This is a genomic window from Mariluticola halotolerans, from assembly GCF_021611515.1.
Lineage (GTDB): Bacteria > Pseudomonadota > Alphaproteobacteria > Rhizobiales > Devosiaceae > Mariluticola > Mariluticola halotolerans.
Genome location: NZ_CP090960.1, coordinates 1,902,960 through 1,918,503 on the forward strand (window position 1 = coordinate 1,902,960; position 15,544 = coordinate 1,918,503).

Consider the following 15,544-nt stretch of genomic DNA (forward strand, 5'->3'; position numbering starts at 1 on the left):
TGCTTTTCCCGTTAAGCCCGCTTCAGCAATTTCGAGAGGCCCGCGGGGAGTGTGAAGGCGCTCTTTTTATCAGGATAGGCGCTTGTCGCCCGGCCGGTGACTTCCAGACCGATGGTACGGAAGACATCGTTGGCAGCGTGATTTTTGGACACTTCCGCAATCATCTGCCCGTTATTGGCCGCGGTGCCAAACGTGGCCGCATCGAAGCCGATCTCGCCGACAAGCCGGCATTCAACAGAGGCTTCGAAATCTGCCGGGGTAATCTCGGGGCGCTTGGGCACACCGACGCGGTTGACCACCAGCATGGGGTCCGCCTCGACAGGCCGTAATTGTTTGAGGGTATCGGCAAGGTTTTTCGCGTTGCGCAGGTTGGCCAGATCCGGCTCAACCACGATGACGATATCGTCGACCGTGCTCAATGTGTGCTGCACCCATCCATTCCAGGTGTGCGGAATGTCGAGAAAGACAATCGGCACATTCTGCTGACCCAGTTCGATAATCTGCTCGAAGCCCCGTTCGGAAAAATCATAGGCGCGGTCAAGCGTGCCCGGTGCCGTGAGCAGGTTGATGTGATTGGCCGCCTTGGACATCAGGCGGTCCAGCATCACCGCATCCACTTTTTCATTGGCAAAAACCGCGTCGCCAAGCCCGTGCGGCGGGTCCTGATTGAAATTGAGGCCCGCGGTGCCGAATGGCAGATCCATGTCGAGAATAAGCACATCCTGACGCACGGTCTGCGCCAGCGACCATGCAACATTGTGGGTCACAGTGGATGAGCCAGCCCCGCCCTTGGCGGCCAGAAAGGCGACCGTGCGCCCAATCGGGGCACTGTCCTCGCCGGCAAAAAGTTCGGCAATGGCATCGACCAAAACCTGCGGCTCGATGGGCAGCACCAGATATTCCGAGACGCCGAAACGGATCAGTTCGCGATACAATACCACATCGTTGACGTGACCGAGAACGATCAGCCGGGTGCCCGCATCACAGACTTCGGCCAGCTTGTTGAGATCGGCAATGATCTCGTCACGCGGCTGCGAGGTTTCGATAATGATAAGATTGGGGGTCGGATTGGCGCGATAGGTTTCAAGCGCCCCGTCAATGCCGCCATTATGGGTGGTCAGGGCCGCGCGCGACATGCGGCGATCGTGAATGGTCATGTCGATCAGCTCGGCGGTTTGCGAATGTTCGCAGAACGCCTGAATCGTGATCCGCGGCACCATGCGGGCACCGCTTACGATCTCTTCAGCCCCGGCATTACCGGTTTCGTCATTGCCGAAATTCATCACCTATACTCCTTCGGACCTCGCGGCGGATAACGCCTGCCCTAGTCCAATACAAATCCTACAGAACCCTGATACTGGCCGGCGCCCGAACTCCCGCCGACACCATAAAGCTTTTCCATGTGTCCGAGAAAGACTGCCTCGGCATCGCCTGCAAAGGTGATACGGTCGGTTGGCAATTCCACCGGCCCCCCGGCATGGGCCAGAACCGGGGTCACCAGAATGAGCAGTTCAGTCTGGGAATGCACAAAGTCGCGCGAACGGAACAGCGCCCCCAGGATCGGCAATTTGCTGATGCCGGGCAATTCATTGAACTGCTGGCGCACCTTGTCTTCCATCAGACCCGCAATGGCGAGGGTTGTGCCCGATTGCAGTTCGACCGAAGTGCTCGCTTCGCGATCCTTGGTTGCCGGCACGGTAATGTCGCCGATAGTGAAGCTGCCCTCGGTGGTCGGTTCGGACACTTTGGTCTGCACCGTCAATCCGATCAGCCCACGGGACTTGACCGTCGGCGTGAAGGTCAGATCGACACCGAACTGGCGGAACTCGAAGGTGACCACACCATTGTCATAGCCTGAGGGGACCGGAAACTGGCCGCCAGCGAGAAAACTTGCTTCCTGGCCGGAAAGCGCGGTCAGGGTGGGCTCTGCCAGCGTGCGCGCCGCGCCGCGCCGCTCGAGTGCTCTCAGCGTGGCATCGATCGCGAGGTTGCCAGCATTGAGCCCGACGCCAACCGCATTGGTGCCGACAACATTGGAGGCACCGCCAAGGCTGGGCTGGCTCAAAAGGCTGGTGGTGAGATTGCCTGCGGAGAACGAGGCACTGAGGTTGATACCAAGCTGCTTGACCACTTCGCGCGACACTTCGGCGACCGTCACTTTCAGCATGACCTGTTGCGAACCTTCAACGCTGACAATGCTAGCAACATTTTCAGGTGACTGAGCAAATTGCCCGGCAATCGCTATGGCTTTTTCCACATCATCAGCCGACTGGGCCGAACCGGACAGAACCACACGCTCGCCAAAGGCCTCGGCCCGAATGCGCGAGCCGGGCACGATGCGTGCGATAGTGCCCTCCAGCGAGGAGGCGTCGGAATTGACCGAAATTTCAAGTACGGAAATGCGCGCGCCCTTGGCATCAAGAAAGAAAATATTGGTCTCGCCAACAGATACGCCCTGAACGATGGCGCGCTGTTTGGAGCGCATGATCGCGGTTGCGACATTCGGCTGCGAGACAATCACCTCACGCACGTCTGTGGGGAGATCCACGATGAGGGATTTGTTCTGCCCCACTTCAAGGTGCTGGGTGGCACCGGTTTCCGCCCGCGATACCTGCAGGTGCGTAGCTCGCTGCTGGGCCAGCGCCGGTGTTATGGCGGCGAACCCCAGAACAAGCGCGAGCGCGCTGGCAACGCGCAACAGGGCACGAGCCGGACGGGCGGGGGTATGAATATGATTTTTCAACATCGGATTGCCCTTAAAACTCACTGCGGCACGGGGACATTGGCGGCGTCTTCGTCATCCGCCCCCGAAAGGAATACGGCATCATCTTCGCTGCCATCGCCCGAATATGCGGCAGGCATGGCCTTGGGAGCTGCGTCATCAGAACTGGAGAGAACACTTTTTTCCTTGCCGAAACGGATCATGCGAATGGCGGAATTGCTGCCCGATGCCCCCGGCGAGATGACCTCGGCAAAGTCCGCAACAGAGCGCAATACCAGGCTCAGCTTACCGATCTGGGAAGCGTTGATGACGGTTTCGGACTGGCGTGGGTTGACCTCAAGGGTTGCGATTGTCGGCTTTTGGAAGGTTTTCGACTGCGGGTCTTCATCAGCGCCGTCGCTGCCGCCGGAGCGGCCCATTTCACCCAGACGCACGCCAATGGCGAGCACTTTGATATTGCGCAGCACCGTCTCGGACTGCGTGCCATTGGGTGTGGCGCGGGTCAGCACCACATCAACCCGGTCATTGGGTGTGATGAACCCGCCTGCACCGGAAGTGGCAGTCACATCCATGGAGACCGCGCGCATGCCCGGCTCGATGACGGCGGAGAGATAGCCCTGATCCACACGCGCCAGCTTGGCCTCGCGAATGGGTTCACCGGCGAAAATTTCGAAACGGGCGACTGCACCATCCAGCTCACTGGTCGCGTCAGGCGCGGCCTTGCGGGTGACATATTCGGGCCGCACGGCGCCAGCGGGCCAATCCTGCCATTGCAAAAGTCTGGCATCGAGACGCTCACCAACCCCGATGGGCTGGCTGGCGACAAGCACCTGCTCCTTGGCTTCCTGCTGGATTTCCGTCACCGTCACCGGATCGGATGCCGGCGCACCACCACGCGTGGCGAGAAATGCCGCGAGTCCCCCCGCAACAATCGCAACAACCAGAAGCAGAATACGCGCCCGTCCCATTACCTAACTCCACGTCATATGGGCACAGCACGCCCAACTTTGATCGGCGCCAGTCTGCCCGGAAAGGGTCAAGTTTTGGTTAACCGGACCTTTTACAATAGAGTAAACAATGTGTTAATATTCAATGCTCTCAAATAACGTCAGCTTGCGAATATCTGAAATATTGCCGTCTCGGGGTAAACCATCATCGCGGCGGCGGCGAGCGCAATGCCATAGGGCACACCTTCGGACTTGTCATGCAGCCGCACAAGCCAGCCGACCCGCAGCAAGCCGGCGGGCAGGCTGTAATTGCGGCCAAAGAGAAACAGAAGCGTCAGCCCACCGCCATAAAGCGCGGCGAAAACCAGATAGACCATTGCATGTTCGGGGCCGATCCATAGAACAGTTGCGGCCGCCAGTTTTGCATCGCCGCCGCCGATCCAGCCGAAAGCAAAGAACGAAAATGCAACCACAAGGGTGATCGCGGCGACGCCGGCGTGCATGCCAATGTCAGGCCAGGTCAGCCCGGCGAGCAATGCCATGATGAAAAACCCGACGATCAATAATAGCGAAACCTTGTTGGAAATCCGCATGGTCAGCAGATCCGAACACGCCGCATAGGCCATCATCGCGGGGAAAAACAACAATAGCAGCATGTTCAACATTGCCAGACCTCAGCTTCTTTTGTTCCATTCTGCATGCCGGGGTTTAAAAATCGGCAAACAAAAAGGGAGGCATATGCGCCTCCCTTCGTATTCGCTCGCTCAGCCATCAGGCCAGCGTTCGCTTCTCGCAATAATACGCCGCTTACGAAGCGGAGTTTGCGGTGGTCAGCTTCGTGCCGATGGTTTCAAAAGTGGTCTTCAGCTGGGTGCCGATGGTACCGGCAGCAGCAATGATACCAACAGCGATCAGGGCAGCAATGAGGCCGTATTCAATAGCCGTTGCACCGGACTCGTCTTTCAAAAACCGTGTCACAATATTCATAATACTCAACTCCTTAACTCCACGTCACCCACGGTGACAGCACTGTCCGACACGTCACATATCGGACGAGCTGAAAATAGGTGTGAGGTCTTGAAATTATGTTAATCGGAAAGATCGAATGCCTGTGAAGCACGCTGTTTTATTGTATAGTTTTCAATAGATTAACAGCCGTATCTTTCCCCATAACATGGTATGATGGGCGCGCGTGGAGCAAGACTGCAAGCCAGCGCCGCCCCGCATGTTTGAAGCGAACGTCCTTTTATTCATTGGGGTTTCTCCCGGAACGCTTCAGTTGTTTTCGGGATGTTTGCCAAATATTCACCATTCCGGGCAAGAATTGGGAAAGTGTGTTTTCCAGTACCGGGTGAGTTCGATGTCCTTCAAAGTCCGCAATCTGTTGCTCGCCACCGCGTTTGCGGTGACCATGCCTGCCGGGCAGACCGCCTTTGCTGCGGAAGGTTCGGTGCTGGTCAATGTCAATATGGCCCGGGTTTTGCGCATCAACGCGCCGGCCGCCACAGTCATTATCGGCAATCCCGGCATTGCCGATGTCACAATCCAGGACCCGCAAACGCTGGTGCTGACCGGCAAGAGTTTTGGCCAGACCAATCTTATCGTGCTGGATAGCGGCGGCAATCCGGTCGCCGATACGCTGGTTGAGGTGGTGGAAACCCATGCCGATGTCGTGACCGTCTATATGGGGCGGTCGCGCACCACGCTCGCATGCGAGCCCGCCTGCCAGCCCACGGTCTCGCTTGGCGATGATCCTGGCTTTACCTCCAGCTCCATTGCCTCGGCCACACTGGTTGAGAATAACGCCCAATAGCTGGCGCGTATTTGATGGACCGGCGTTAAGCGGGCATTCACCAATACTGCAACTATCCGTTCTCTTTGGCGCATTTCTAACATTCAGTTAGGCATGGGTACTCTAAATATTGACCCGTTCGATTTTTTTTAAACGTGCGGCCCAATGAAACAGATGACGTCCAAACCACGATCAGGATTTTTGTCCGCCCTGCGCCCGCAGCGTTCATTCGCACGCGACGAGCGCGGCGTGACCATGATCGAGTTCGGCCTTCTTGCCCTTCCCTTTTTCGCAATCGTTGCCGCGATCATGGAAACCTCGGTGACCTTTCTCGCCAGCAATATCTTTGAAAGCGCGCTGCATGACAGCACGCGCCTGATCCGCACGGGCCAGGCCCAGAAAGCCGATTATTCACTGCCCACATTCCGCGCCAAGATCTGCGAACGCACCTATGGCATGTTCGATTGCAACAAGATCATGGTGCGTGTGCGCACGGTCCCCAGCTTTGCGGACGCGACCGTCAGCGATCCGATCGATCCCAATACAAATGACTGGGTGATAGTTGAGCAATACCAGCCGGGTGTCAGCAAGAGCATTGTCATCGCTGAAGTCTATTACAAGTGGGACACCATGTTCGACATTATGGGCTTCAACCTTCAGTCGCTGTCCGATGGGACAATGCTGATGGGTTCAGCGGAGGTGTGGCGCAATGAGCCCTTTGGCGCTTAAATCCCGCATCACCCAATGGTGGCACCGCTTCGCAGAGGCCCGGGAGGGCGTCGCAGCGGTGGAATTTGCCCTGATCATGCCGCTTCTGCTGCTGATGTATATCGGCACGGTCGAGGCCAGCCGTGCGCTTTCCTATGACCGGCGCCTGACCTCTGCTGCATCCGCGCTCGGCGATCTGGTGGCCCAGAACAAGGGCGACCTGACCATCGCAGAGTTGAACGATTTGTTCGAGGCGGCCTCTGTCACGGTAGCGCCCTACAGTTCCAGCGGGCTCAGCCAGACAGTGAGCTGCGTGTTTGTCGATGCGTCCGGCAATGCCAAGGTTGTCTGGAGCCACGACAATACCGGCGGCACACCTTATGCCAAAGACGCAGACTATGCCCTGCCGAAAGCCTTTACCGATATCGCCTCTGGCACCTGGGTGATTGTCTCGGAAGCCTCGATGAACTATCAGCCCATCACCGATTTCGTGTTCAAGACCGGGCTGCCGCTGTACAAGGAATATTTCTACGTGCCGCGCTTTGGTGAATTCATCGACGTCATCTGACCTCTGTCAAACCCCGCTTGCAGATCCGGCATGTCCGGGCGCTTGCGCTTGCCTGCCCCGCATGCGATAGCCGGATTGTCCTGGTTAGCAAGTGGAGTTTCCCCCAATGAGTGACGACATTATTCCCGTTTTTGATCTGGGCGGCGTCTTCGTCGACTGGAACCCGCTTTACCTGTTCCGCAAGCTGTTCGAAACTGAAGAAGAGGCGCAGTGGTTTCAGGACCATATCTGCACGCTGGACTGGAATCTCGAATTCGACGCGGGCGATATCTATGCCGAGGGCGTCGCCAAGCTGATTACCCGTTTCCCGCGCTACTGGCGCGAAATCCAGGCCTATGACCAGCGCTGGAAAGAAACTCTCGGCGGCATTATCGAGGGCACTGTCGCCATTCACGACGAACTGGTTGCCGCCGACATCCCCACCTTTGCCATCACCAATTTCTCCTGGGAGAAATGGGTGTCCTGCCTGCCGGACTGGCCATTTCTCGAAAAATTCGATGGCGTCGTGGTCTCGGGGCTTGAACGGCTGGTCAAGCCCGACCCCCGCATCTACCGCGTGTTCTGCGAACGCTACAGCCTCGATCCGGAGAGCTGCGTGTTCATCGACGATAATGAAATCAACATCACCTCAGCGCGCAAATTCGGCATGAAGGGCATTCACTTCCAGGACCCGGCGCAATTGCGGGCCGAACTGATTGCCCTTGGCCTGCCGCTCAAGGCGTCTTAAACCAGCAGGTCCGGCGCCGCCATCTGGCAGCGCGGGACCCGTGTTTTCATCAGTCCAGGTTTTGCTAAAAACACCTGTCGTCATCGCGAGGTGCATAGCGCCGTGGCGATCCAGAGCAACACGTGCTGGTCTCAGTAGCTCTGGATTGCCGCGCGCCTTTGGCGCTCGCAATGACGCAGAGCAATCCCGGGAAGGCCGGATACGCTCTAGCGCGTGCCGTACATGCGGTCGCCCGCGTCCCCAAGGCCGGGAACAATATAGCCCTGCTCGTTCAGTTTCTGGTCGATTGCCGCGGTGAAAACCGGCACGTCGGGATGGGCTTTTGTGAAAGCGGCAACCCCTTCAGGGGCCGACAGCAGGCACAGGAACCGCATATTGTTAGCGCCCCGCCGCTTTAGCCGGTCGACAGCGGCAATGGCAGAATTGGCGGTCGCCAGCATGGGGTCGACCACAATCACCAGCCGGTCAGCCACATCGGACGGCGCCTTGAAATAATATTCAACCGGCTGCAGCGTGTCGTGATCGCGATAGAGCCCGATATGGGCCACGCGGGCCGCCGGCACGAGATCCAGCATGCCTTCCAGCAGGCCGTTGCCTGCCCTCAGGATTGAGGCAAAAACCAGTTTCTTGCCCTTGAGGGTCGGGGCCTGCATGGTTTCCATCGGCGTTTCGATCTCGACGGTTTCAAGCTCAAGATCGCGGGTCACCTCATAGCAGAGCAGATGCGCAATTTCGCGCAACAGGCGGCGAAAGCTGGCGGTCGAGGTCTCCTTGTCGCGCATGATGGTGAGCTTGTGCTGGACAAGCGGGTGATCAACGACCGTTACATTTTCCATGTGCCTCACATTCCTGTCTTTTAGAGAAAACTTGTGCCGTGCCGTCCCGGCGGCAAGCCGAGCCAATGGGCGATAGATTCACCGATATCGGCAAAGGTCGGGCGCAGGCCGAATGAACCGGTGGCCAGCGCCGGGGAAAAACACAGAACCGGCACCTGCTCGCGCGTGTGGTCGGTGCCGCTCCAGCTGGGGTCATTGCCGTGATCTGCCGTCAGCACCAACAGGTCATCGTCGCGCATCTGGCTGACCAGTTCGGGCAGACGGCGGTCGAACTGCTCCAGCGCATTTGCATAGCCGGGGATGTCGCGTCGATGCCCGAAATCCTGATCGAAATCGACGAAATTGGTGAAGATCAGCGCGCGGTCATCGGCCATTTCCATGGCTTCGAGTGTGCGGTCGAACAGCTTCATATTGCCGCTGGCCTTCATCTTGTGGGTCACGCCTTGCCCGGCATAAATGTCGGAAATCTTGCCAATGGCAAAAACCTGCTGCCCGGCCTGCTGGTTGCGGTCCAGCAAGGTGGGTTCGGGCGGGGCGATGGCGAAATCGCGCCGGTTGCCCGTACGCTTGAAACTGGTTGGATCCTCGCCGACAAACGGGCGGGCAATAACGCGGCCGGTCTTGAGCGGCTTGGTATATTTGAAAGCGATCTCGCAAATCTCATAGAGCCGCTCGAGACCGAAATGGGTTTCGTGCGCGGCGATCTGGAAAACGCTGTCGGCGCTTGTGTAGCAGATCGGCTTGCCGGTGCGGATGTGCTCTTCACCCAGCTCGTTGATCACGACAGTGCCCGAGGCATGCTTGTTGCCCAATATGCCGGGCAAACCCGCCTCAGCAACAAAATCGGCGATCAACTCATCCGGGAAGGTGGGCACCGTCTTGGGGAAATAGCCCCATTCAAACGGCACGGGCACACCGGCGATTTCCCAATGGCCCGAGGGCGTATCCTTGCCGATGGAGACCTCACGGGCCACACCCCAAAGCCCGGCGGGCTGGTTGGTGAAACCGGGGGCCAAAGTACCTGAGGACAATTCACCCGCCGCCCCCAAGCCGAGCTTGTCGAGATTGGGCAGGGTCAGCGGGCCGGTGCGCAGGCCGTCCTGATCCCCCTTACCCACAGCGCAGGCTTCGGCAATATGCAGAAAGGTATTGGCCCCGGTATCGGGCCGCTCGTCATTGAAAAAGCTGGCCGCATCCGGCGCGCCGCCAATGCCGAAACTATCGAGAACGGCAAGAATAACGCGGGGCATTATTGACCCTCCGGCATGATGCGGTCAGCAATCAGGGGGGTGGATTGCACCTCGCCCTGCAAATCATAGGCTTCGGTCAGGCGGCGGGCGGCTTCAGCGGCGCTGGTCTCGTCGCGCGCATGGATGCGGGCCAGCGGCGTATCCGGCCCCACCTGTTCGCCGATCCCCATAAGCTGGTCAAAGCCCACTGCATGATCCACCTTGTCCGTTGGCATGCGGCGGCCACCACCCAGCGCTACCACGGCCATGCCGACGCCGCGTGTATTGATGGCCGAGACCGTGCCGGCCTTGCGCGCAACAACATCGCGGATGATCGGCGCGGGCGTGAGATACGCGTCCATCTTCTCGATAAAGTCCGCCGGGCCACCTAGGGCCTTCACCATTTGCCCGAATTTTTCAGCGGCAGCGCCATTGTCGAGCAGGCCCTCGCACTGGCTGCGCGCCGCATCAAGGCTGGTGTGTTTACCCGCCAGAACAAGGGCTGCGGCACACAGGTCGAGCGTTACCTCCCGCAGCCGCTCGTCCTGATTGACCCCGGCCAGAAAATCAACAGCATTGCGCATTTCCAGCGCATTGCCTGCGGCGCTGGCCAGAGGTTCATTCATATCGGTAATCAGCGCGCCGGTTTTCACCCCGGCCCCATTGGCCACGGTGACGAGACTTTCGGCCAGTTCGCGTGACTGGCGCGGTGTCTTCATAAAAGCGCCCGAGCCGGTTTTGACATCAAGGATCAAGGCATCCAGCCCGGCGGCCAGTTTTTTCGAGAGGATAGAGGCGGTGATCAGCGAGATATTCTCCACCGTCGCCGTCACATCGCGGATGGCATAGAGGGTGCGGTCCGCCGGGGCCAGTTCGTCGGTCTGGCCGATAATGGCGCAGCCGATATCGCGCACTGTCTTGCGGAACACCGCGTTGTCCGGATTGGTCATATAGCCGGGGATGGAATCGAACTTGTCGAGCGTGCCCCCGGTATGGCCGAGCCCCCGGCCCGAGATCATCGGCACATAAACCCCGGCAGCGGCAAGGATCGGGGCAAGCATGAGGGATACATTATCGCCAACGCCGCCGGTGGAATGCTTGTCGACCACCGGCCCATCGAGATCGGACCAGTCGAGCACCTTGCCGCTGTCGCGCATGGCTTCGGTCAGCGCCACGCGCTCCTCGATGTTCATGTCCTGAAAATAAACCGCCATGGCAAAGGCCGCCGCCTGCGGGTGGCTGACGGTGCCATGGGCAAAACCGCGAATGAAATGCCGGATTTCCTCAGGAGAAAGTATCTCGCCATCGCGCTTGCGCGCAATCACTTCCTGGGGGAGAAAAACCATGTCTATTGTTCCCCGCTTCTGGCCAGGTGGTTCAACGATCCAAGCTCGATCTTGTCGTTCATATCGGCCTCCTACGCGCCGTAAGGCACCCAGATATTTTTCACCTGTGTGGCGCGGGAGAGGAAGTAATCACCCTCCATCACCGCCTTGTCGGCCCAGTCGATGGCCATGCCCCTTGATGTCCAGACCGTCTTGAGATTGCCGATCGAGGCTTTCTCCATTTCGGCTGACCAGTCGGCGGCACCGGCAAACCAGAGCGCATCCACCCCATCATGTTCGGCCAGCACCCTGGCGAGCGCGGGATTGTCGCCGGTGACGACATTGATCACCCCGGCAGGCACGTCGGAAGTTTCCATCACCTGATAAAGATCGGTCATCGAAAGCGGATGCGCCTCGGAGGGCACCAGCACCACGGTATTGCCCATGGCGACTGCTGGTGCCAGCATGGCGGTTGCGGCCAGGAGCGGGCTTTCATTGGGGGCTGCAATGCCGATGACGCCCATGGGCTCGACCATGGCCATGGCCACAGCGCGCATGGGCACGTTATGCACCGCGCCATCATATTTGTCGGCCCAGCCGGCAAAGGCGAACAGGCGTTCAACCGAGAGGTCGACTTCGCGTTTGGCAGCGGTCGCACTGACCCCGGTCATCATGCGGATGCGGTCGGCGAACTCGGCCTTTCTGTAGCTGAGATTTTCGCCAAGGAAATAGAGGATTTGCGACCTTAAATGTCCGGTCGTGCCACCCCAGCCGAGGGCCTTGCGCGCTGCTTCCACCGCATTGCGGATATCCTTGCGATTGCCGTCGCAAACCTCGCCGACAGCGCTGCCATTAGGGGCCAGCACGGTACGGGCATAACCGCTGTCGCCCCGGGCCTGTTTGCCGCCGATATACATTTTCGCGGTCTGGTCGATGCCTGAGCTTTCATAGCTGCCAGCCTCGGCAATCGCCTTTTGCGGCGCGGCTGGTTTCAGCTTTTTCTCCCAGGCGGGCTTGAGGTAAACGCTCATGCCCTCACGGCCACCCTCGCGGCCAAAACCGGATTCCTTGTAACCGCCAAAACCGGCGGCGGCGTCAAACGCGTTGGAGCAGTTGACCCAGACCACTCCAGCCTTGATGCGCGGGGCGATATCCAGCGCCAGATTGATATTCTCTGACCAGACGGTCGCGGCCAATCCGTATTTGGTATTATTGGCTAGGGCCACCGCCTCGTCGGGGGTGCGAAAGCTCATCGCCACCAGCACGGGCCCGAAGATTTCCTCGGTCACCAGCGTATGGGCAGGGGAAACATCAGTCACCAATATCGGCTTCAGATAACAGCCCTGATTGGGCATGTCGCCATTGGCCTCATAAATGGTGCCGCCTTCCTTGCGGCCGATGGCCAGCAGGTCCTGCACCCGCTTGACCTGCACCGGGGCAATCATGGCACCGATATCGATGGATTTGTCCAGCGGATCGCCGACGCGCAGCTTGTCCATGCGCAGTTTGAGCTTTTTGAGAAAACGTTCCTCAATGCCTTCCTGCACCAAAAGCCGCGACCCGGCGCAACAGACCTGCCCCTGATTGAACCAGATGGCATCGACCAGCCCTTCAATGGCACTGTCGATATCTGCATCGTCAAAAACGATATAGGGGCTCTTGCCGCCCAGTTCGAGCGACAGACCCTTGCCCGAGCCGGCAGTGGCGGCGCGGATGATCTTGCCGACTTCGGTAGAACCGGTGAAGGCGATCTTGTCGATATCGGGATGATCGACCATGGCAGCGCCGGTCTCGCCCGCGCCGGTGATGATATTGACCACCCCGTCCGGCAGCCCGGCCTTGACGCAAATCTCGGCAAAAAGCAAAGCCGTCAGCGAGGTGAATTCGGCGGGTTTCAACACCACCGTGTTCCCCGCCGCCAGCGCCGGGGCGATTTTCCAGGCCAGCATCAAAAGCGGGAAATTCCACGGGATGATCTGGCCGCAAACGCCATAGGGCACTTGGTCGGGGAATGAGCGCTCGATATGCTGGGCCCAGCCGGCATGATGATAGAAATGGCGCGCGGCGAGCGGAATATCGCTGTCGCGGCTCTCGCGGATCGGCTTGCCATTATCGAGGGTTTCGAGGACGGCAAACAGGCGGCTTTCCTTCTGGATCAGCCGGGCAATGGCATAAAGATATTTGGCGCGCTCAAAGCCCGACAATCCGCTCCAGCCGGGAAAGGCGGCGCGGGCAGCCTTGACCGCCTTGTCGACATCGGCTTTTGAGCCATCGGTGATATCGGCCAGCTTGTCGCCATTGGCCGGGTTTTCCGAGGCAAAGGTCTTGCCCGGTTTGGTGAACTTGCCATCGATATACTGGCCGAACTTGCGCCCATGCGCATCGAGCCAGAGATTGGCCGGCGCTGCGCCCTCGGGGGCGGGACCATAATCAAGCGTCTCGAAAATTGCCGCGATATTCATTTCATGCCCCTCCGGGGATCAGACCATCGGTTGACGGTAATCAGCCGCATAGCGGCCGGTGACGCCGTGTTCGAGCTGCCGCTCGATATCGGTCAAAAGCGAAGATGCGCCGAAGCGGAACAGGTGCGGCTGCAGCCAATGGGTGCCCAGTTCGTCCTTCATCAGCGCCATATAGGTCAGCGCGTTCTTGGCGCTGGAAATGCCGCCCGCCGGCTTGTAGCCGATCTCAATGCCGGTCTCATCATAAAACCAGCGGATCATGCGGATCATCGCCAGCGACGTCTTGAGATTGGCATTGACCGCTTCCTTGCCGGTCGAGGTCTTGATGAAATCCGCCCCCGCCAGCATGCAGACAAGCGAGGCCTTGGCGACATTGGTCAACGTGGCCAGCTCGCCAGTGCCGAGAATGGTCTTGAGATGGGCGTCGCCACAGGCGGTGCGGAAGGCCTTGATCTGGTCATAGAGCCCCTGCCAGTCGCCGCGCAGCACCATGCCGCGCTCAATGACAATATCGATCTCCTTCGCCCCCGCCTTGACCGAGGCTTCAATCTCGCCAATGCGGGTGCTAAGGGGCGCGAGACCATGCGGGAAACCCGTCGAGACGGCCGCCACCGGAATGCCGGAGCCTTTAAGGGCGTTGACCGCCGTTTCGACAAAGGCATGATAGACACAAACCGCACCGGGCTTGATATCGAGCTTTTCTGCCCCGAGCGCCTGCAAGATATCGCGGCGCACCGGGCGCAAGGCCTTGGCGCAGAGCCGCTCGACCCGTCCGGGCGTATCGTCAGAATTCAGCGTGGTCAGATCGATCAGGGTGATGGCTTTTAAAAGCCAGGCCGCCTGCCATTCCTTCTTGACCGAGCGGCGCGCGCCAATACTCCCAGCCCGGCGTTCCAGCGCCGAGCGGTTCATCACCGTACGTTCCACCCAGTCGAGATCAAGCGGGAAGCCGGGATTGCGCTTGTGCCCGCTTTCGGCCGGGGCATCACCAATCACTCTGAGGCTCATATTTCCTCCACCAGCGCCGGGATCAGGCGCTCGAGTTTTTGCGCGCCGGTTTTGGCGACGCTTTTTGTATGCTCGTGCGAAATCTTCTCATCGCTCAGGCCCGCCCCCATATTGGTGATGGAGGAGCAGGCCCAGACCCGCAAGCCCAGCATGCGCCCGAGAATGACCTCGGGGGCCGTTGACATGCCAACGGCGTTCGCGCCCAGCCGGATGGCCATCTGGATTTCTGCAACGGTCTCGAAAGACGGGCCAGAATACCACAGATAGACCCCTTCTTTCAAAGTCATGTCCAGCCGCCTGGCAATGGCATGTGCCTTTGCCCGCAAGCCCGGATCGTAGCAATCAACCATGTTGACAAAGCGGCGGTCAGTCGGCTCGCCGATCAGGGGGTTCATGCCGGCATAATTGATGTGGTCGGCCAGAAGCATCAATTCTCCTGGCCCCACTTCGGGATCGAGCGAACCGGCGGAATTGGTCAGCAGCAGGGTTTGTGCGCCCAGTCCCGCCATTGCTTCCAGCGCGGGGCGCATGGCGGCAGCATTGCCGTGCTCATAATAATGTTCGCGCCCGGTCAGAATGGCGATGCGCTTGCCGCCCATCATGCCAATCAGCAGTTCGCGCCCGTGGCCGGAAACACCGCCGCCGGGAAAACCCTCCAGCTCGGCATAGGCAATCGCCACCTTGTCGGTGAGCAGGTCACCCAGCGCCGAGAGGCCTGAGCCCAGCACAAGCGCGGCTTCAACTGGCGCGGTGCCTGCCTTGGCGCGGATGATTTCAAGATTGCGGTCAAGCATCGCCGGCATCCAGATATTCAGGCCCGAAGGAATGGGGCAGTAACGCGCCAAGGGTCGCGCTGAGCGGTGTGCCGTCGACGCCGTGGCTGATGATGGTCACGTCCTGATCGGCAAATTCGCGCAGGCGCTGGCGGCAGCCGCCGCACGGGGTCACCGGGTCCTTGCCCGGCCCGGTCACATAGACGCGTTTGATGCGTTTGCCGCCCCCCGCCAGCATGGCGGCAATCGCCGATGGCTCGGCGCAATTACCCACCGGATAGGCCGCGTTCTCTACATTGCAGCCGGCATAGATATTGCCGTCATCGGCGAGGATCGCCGCCCCGACACGAAATTTGGAATAGGGTGCATAGGCGAGAGCCCGCACCTTTTCCGCGGCGTCAAACAGCCGCTTGTCAATGGCATCCAGATCGGAACCCATGGCAGCCT

Annotated in this window: 16 protein-coding genes; 4 read left to right on the plus strand and 12 right to left on the minus strand. The window is 59.4% G+C overall.

Annotated elements, in window-relative coordinates; genetic code table 11:
• Positions 1-11: 11 nt before the first annotated feature.
• The 5 genes from L1P08_RS09105 to L1P08_RS09125 all read right to left on the minus strand — a co-directional run bounded on the left by L1P08_RS09105 (position 12) and on the right by L1P08_RS09125 (position 4,659).
• Entirely contained in the window at positions 12-1,283 is a 1,272-nt protein-coding gene (locus tag L1P08_RS09105; protein WP_303616711.1) for a CpaE/TadZ family protein, read from the minus strand.
• A gap of 41 nt (positions 1,284-1,324) precedes the next feature.
• The gene (locus tag L1P08_RS09110; protein WP_303616712.1) at positions 1,325-2,746 is read right to left on the minus strand and encodes a type II and III secretion system protein family protein; all 1,422 of its coding nucleotides are present in this window, start codon (positions 2,744-2,746) and stop codon (positions 1,325-1,327) included.
• Positions 2,747-2,763: 17 nt separating this feature from the next.
• Positions 2,764-3,690 carry a Flp pilus assembly protein CpaB gene (gene cpaB / locus L1P08_RS09115; RefSeq protein ID WP_303616713.1) on the minus strand — a complete coding sequence of 309 codons (927 nt, stop codon included), beginning with the start codon at positions 3,688-3,690 and terminating at the stop codon, positions 2,764-2,766.
• A gap of 140 nt (positions 3,691-3,830) precedes the next feature.
• Complete coding sequence (locus L1P08_RS09120; protein WP_303616714.1) at positions 3,831-4,334, minus strand: A24 family peptidase; 504 nt, start codon at positions 4,332-4,334, stop codon at positions 3,831-3,833.
• A gap of 142 nt (positions 4,335-4,476) precedes the next feature.
• On the minus strand, positions 4,477-4,659 hold the full coding sequence (locus L1P08_RS09125) for a Flp family type IVb pilin (RefSeq protein WP_303619530.1): 183 nt from the start codon (positions 4,657-4,659) through the stop codon (positions 4,477-4,479).
• A gap of 370 nt (positions 4,660-5,029) precedes the next feature.
• On the opposite strand from L1P08_RS09125, the gene L1P08_RS09130 reads away from it, so the two are divergent.
• From L1P08_RS09130 to L1P08_RS09145, 4 genes are all read left to right on the plus strand, one after another.
• Positions 5,030-5,482 carry a pilus assembly protein N-terminal domain-containing protein gene (locus tag L1P08_RS09130; RefSeq protein WP_303616715.1) on the plus strand — a complete coding sequence of 151 codons (453 nt, stop codon included), beginning with the start codon at positions 5,030-5,032 and terminating at the stop codon, positions 5,480-5,482.
• Between the two features lie 144 nt (positions 5,483-5,626).
• A complete protein-coding gene (locus L1P08_RS09135; RefSeq protein WP_303616716.1) occupies positions 5,627-6,190 on the plus strand; it encodes a TadE/TadG family type IV pilus assembly protein in 564 nt (187 codons plus the stop codon).
• Positions 6,171-6,737, plus strand: coding sequence for a TadE/TadG family type IV pilus assembly protein (locus tag L1P08_RS09140; protein ID WP_303616717.1), 567 nt, complete (start codon positions 6,171-6,173; stop codon positions 6,735-6,737). Before L1P08_RS09135 ends, L1P08_RS09140 begins: the two co-directional genes overlap by 20 nt.
• A gap of 106 nt (positions 6,738-6,843) precedes the next feature.
• On the plus strand, positions 6,844-7,464 hold the full coding sequence (locus L1P08_RS09145) for an HAD family hydrolase (RefSeq protein ID WP_303616718.1): 621 nt from the start codon (positions 6,844-6,846) through the stop codon (positions 7,462-7,464).
• Between the two features lie 206 nt (positions 7,465-7,670).
• Here the strand turns inward: L1P08_RS09145 and upp are convergent, their stop codons facing one another.
• The 7 genes from upp to L1P08_RS09180 all read right to left on the minus strand — a co-directional run bounded on the left by upp (position 7,671) and on the right by L1P08_RS09180 (position 15,536).
• Positions 7,671-8,300, minus strand: a complete 630-nt coding sequence (gene upp / locus L1P08_RS09150) for a uracil phosphoribosyltransferase (RefSeq protein WP_303616719.1) — start codon at positions 8,298-8,300, stop codon at positions 7,671-7,673.
• Between the two features lie 20 nt (positions 8,301-8,320).
• Positions 8,321-9,550: a phosphopentomutase gene (locus tag L1P08_RS09155; RefSeq protein ID WP_303616720.1), complete on the minus strand. Its 1,230-nt coding sequence runs from the start codon at positions 9,548-9,550 to the stop codon at positions 8,321-8,323.
• On the minus strand, positions 9,550-10,875 hold the full coding sequence (gene deoA, locus L1P08_RS09160) for a thymidine phosphorylase (protein WP_303616721.1): 1,326 nt from the start codon (positions 10,873-10,875) through the stop codon (positions 9,550-9,552). The genes L1P08_RS09155 and deoA overlap by 1 nt, the downstream gene beginning before the upstream one ends.
• Before the next feature lie 71 nt (positions 10,876-10,946).
• Positions 10,947-13,316 carry an aldehyde dehydrogenase family protein gene (locus tag L1P08_RS09165; RefSeq protein ID WP_303616722.1) on the minus strand — a complete coding sequence of 790 codons (2,370 nt, stop codon included), beginning with the start codon at positions 13,314-13,316 and terminating at the stop codon, positions 10,947-10,949.
• A gap of 18 nt (positions 13,317-13,334) precedes the next feature.
• Positions 13,335-14,324 (minus strand): deoxyribose-phosphate aldolase, encoded by a 990-nt coding sequence (gene deoC, locus L1P08_RS09170; protein WP_303616723.1) that lies wholly within the window; start codon positions 14,322-14,324, stop codon positions 13,335-13,337.
• Positions 14,321-15,118, minus strand: coding sequence for a purine-nucleoside phosphorylase (locus tag L1P08_RS09175; RefSeq protein ID WP_303616724.1), 798 nt, complete (start codon positions 15,116-15,118; stop codon positions 14,321-14,323). The genes deoC and L1P08_RS09175 overlap by 4 nt, the downstream gene beginning before the upstream one ends.
• Positions 15,111-15,536 carry a cytidine deaminase gene (locus L1P08_RS09180; RefSeq protein ID WP_303616725.1) on the minus strand — a complete coding sequence of 142 codons (426 nt, stop codon included), beginning with the start codon at positions 15,534-15,536 and terminating at the stop codon, positions 15,111-15,113. Before L1P08_RS09180 ends, L1P08_RS09175 begins: the two co-directional genes overlap by 8 nt.
• Positions 15,537-15,544: the final 8 nt, after the last annotated feature.

What these genes read in the sequence shown, in the direction of transcription:
- L1P08_RS09105 (WP_303616711.1), bottom strand. Translation starts at nt 1,283, where the DNA reads ATGAATTTCGGCAATGACGAAACCGGTAATGCCGGGGCTGAAGAGATC.
- L1P08_RS09110 (WP_303616712.1), bottom strand. Translation starts at nt 2,746, where the DNA reads ATGTTGAAAAATCATATTCATACCCCCGCCCGTCCGGCTCGTGCCCTG.
- cpaB (WP_303616713.1), bottom strand. Translation starts at nt 3,690, where the DNA reads ATGGGACGGGCGCGTATTCTGCTTCTGGTTGTTGCGATTGTTGCGGGG.
- L1P08_RS09120 (WP_303616714.1), bottom strand. Translation starts at nt 4,334, where the DNA reads ATGTTGAACATGCTGCTATTGTTGTTTTTCCCCGCGATGATGGCCTAT.
- L1P08_RS09130 (WP_303616715.1), top strand. Translation starts at nt 5,030, where the DNA reads ATGTCCTTCAAAGTCCGCAATCTGTTGCTCGCCACCGCGTTTGCGGTG.
- L1P08_RS09135 (WP_303616716.1), top strand. Translation starts at nt 5,627, where the DNA reads ATGAAACAGATGACGTCCAAACCACGATCAGGATTTTTGTCCGCCCTG.
- L1P08_RS09140 (WP_303616717.1), top strand. Translation starts at nt 6,171, where the DNA reads ATGAGCCCTTTGGCGCTTAAATCCCGCATCACCCAATGGTGGCACCGC.
- L1P08_RS09145 (WP_303616718.1), top strand. Translation starts at nt 6,844, where the DNA reads ATGAGTGACGACATTATTCCCGTTTTTGATCTGGGCGGCGTCTTCGTC.
- upp (WP_303616719.1), bottom strand. Translation starts at nt 8,300, where the DNA reads ATGGAAAATGTAACGGTCGTTGATCACCCGCTTGTCCAGCACAAGCTC.
- L1P08_RS09155 (WP_303616720.1), bottom strand. Translation starts at nt 9,550, where the DNA reads ATGCCCCGCGTTATTCTTGCCGTTCTCGATAGTTTCGGCATTGGCGGC.
- deoA (WP_303616721.1), bottom strand. Translation starts at nt 10,875, where the DNA reads ATGGTTTTTCTCCCCCAGGAAGTGATTGCGCGCAAGCGCGATGGCGAG.
- L1P08_RS09165 (WP_303616722.1), bottom strand. Translation starts at nt 13,316, where the DNA reads ATGAATATCGCGGCAATTTTCGAGACGCTTGATTATGGTCCCGCCCCC.
- deoC (WP_303616723.1), bottom strand. Translation starts at nt 14,324, where the DNA reads ATGAGCCTCAGAGTGATTGGTGATGCCCCGGCCGAAAGCGGGCACAAG.
- L1P08_RS09175 (WP_303616724.1), bottom strand. Translation starts at nt 15,118, where the DNA reads ATGCTTGACCGCAATCTTGAAATCATCCGCGCCAAGGCAGGCACCGCG.
- L1P08_RS09180 (WP_303616725.1), bottom strand. Translation starts at nt 15,536, where the DNA reads ATGGGTTCCGATCTGGATGCCATTGACAAGCGGCTGTTTGACGCCGCG.